This window comes from Acidimicrobiales bacterium (genome assembly GCA_030747595.1).
In the GTDB taxonomy this organism is placed as follows: Bacteria; Actinomycetota; Acidimicrobiia; order Acidimicrobiales; family MedAcidi-G1; genus UBA9410.
Map to the genome: position 1 here is coordinate 1 of JASLKK010000032.1, position 1,816 is coordinate 1,816.

The 1,816-nt window shown below is 67.3% G+C and carries 2 protein-coding genes; both read left to right on the top strand.

Going from position 1 to position 1,816, the window contains the following annotated elements; translation table 11 throughout:
* Positions 1-345 (top strand): 3-isopropylmalate dehydratase small subunit (locus QF777_11850; GenBank protein ID MDP6912236.1); only part of this gene is annotated, 345 nt, incomplete at its 5' end.
* Positions 324-1,816: beta-propeller domain-containing protein (locus QF777_11855; protein MDP6912237.1), on the top strand; the 1,493-nt coding region annotated here is incomplete at its 3' end. The genes QF777_11850 and QF777_11855, both read left to right, overlap by 22 nt.

The window sequence follows — 1,816 nt, forward strand, 5'->3', positions numbered from 1 at the left end:
ATCCAGCAGTACGGGTTCGGTGCCGTGGTCTCACCCCGGTTCGCCGACATCTTCCGAAACAACTGCACCAAGAATGGCCTGGTACCGGTGCAGGTCTCCGAAGAGGTGGGCGCCGCCCTGCTGGACGCCGTAGAGGCCGACCCCGATTTGGTCATAACCGTCGACGTGGGCGACCTGACACTGGAGGCACCTGACGCCGGCATATCGTGCACGTTCCCACTGGAGGCCTCGACCCGTGAGCGGTTCCTCCAGGGGCTGGACGACATCGGGATCTCGTTGCGCCACGAAGCTGACATCGACGGCTACGAGGCGACCCGCCCGACATGGCTCCCCACCACGGCGTGACCCGTCAAGGACGGTCGCTGGGGGCGATTCCGGTCGCGCTCTTCGCTCTGGCCGTCGCCGCCGGCGCCTGTGCCGCCGATCCTGAAGGGGACGGGTTGTCCGGCGGGCGGACCACGACGACCGGAGTGGTTGACGTCACGGGTACGGAGCGGACTGCCGGACTGGTGCCCTTCACCGAGTGCGACGACCTGCTGCGCCACCTGCAGACTGAGGCTGCCGACCGGGTCGGCCCCTACGGACTCGGAGGTGGGTGGTACGGCGGTCCGGTGATGCTGGAAGCCGTCGCCATGGCTGATGACGTGTCCATGGAGTCCGGCACGATCGCACGCGGATCAGACCAGGCCCTGGTCGAGGGGATCGATTACTCGGGCACCAACGTCCAGGAGGCGGGCATCGACGAACCCGACCTAGTCAAGACCGACGGCCGTCGAATCCTGATCATCGAGGACGACCGGATCCACCACGTGTCCCTCTCGGAGGAGACCGCCTCGGACGGCACGGCGACCCTGACCGACACCCTCCCCATCGAGGGCCATTGGAGCCGCCAGATGCTCCTGGCCGGCGATCGGGCCCTGCTCATCGCCGACACGTACGTCGACGGGGACTCCAAACGACGGCCGGCCTTCTCCAGTCTCGTGCCCGAGGGGGGATGGCGATCGCTGACCAGCCTTATCGAGGTCGACCTCTCGGATCCAACCGACCTGAAGATCGCCAACGTGCTCACCGTCGAGGGGCACCACGTGTCCACCCGGTTAGTCGGCGGATCGGCCCGCGTGGTCGTCTCCACCCCACCCGACCAACTGCCCTTCGTGTACCCGCAGAACTCCAACGGCGAAGATCGGGCTCGCCGCTTCAACCAGGAGGTGGTGGCCGAGACCACCCTGGCTGACTGGATGCCCCACTTCGTCCTGGAGTCGGCCAACGGGACGGTGGTCGACGGTCCTCTCCACGAGTGCACCGACGTGTCCCGGCCCACCACCTTCGCCGGCTTCTCGACCCTGTCGGTGCTCACCGTTCCAATGGTCGAACCGCTGTCCCGCCCCGCCACGACTGCCGTGCTGGCCGAGGGGTCGACCGTCTACGCCGGCAACCAGCACCTCTACGTGTCGACCAACGCGTGGGTGGATCCCGACGTGCTGGCCGACGACCAGCAGCGTTCCCGCTGGGATCGCGACTGGGACACGGCCATCCACCAATTCGACGTGACCGGTCCGACGCAGACCGCCTACACCGGTTCGGGCGAGGTCCCCGGCCACCTGCTGAACCAGTTCTCCATGTCCGAACACGACGGACACCTAAGGGTGGCCTCGACCACCGGGGGCCCGTGGCGCTTCGACGAGGATGCCGAGTCGATGGTGTCGGTCCTAGCCCGACGCGATGGAGCGCTAGAAATTGTCGGGCAGGTGGGCGACATGGGTCGCGGCGAGCGGATCTTCGCCGTGCGATACGTGGGCGACGTGGCCTACGTGGT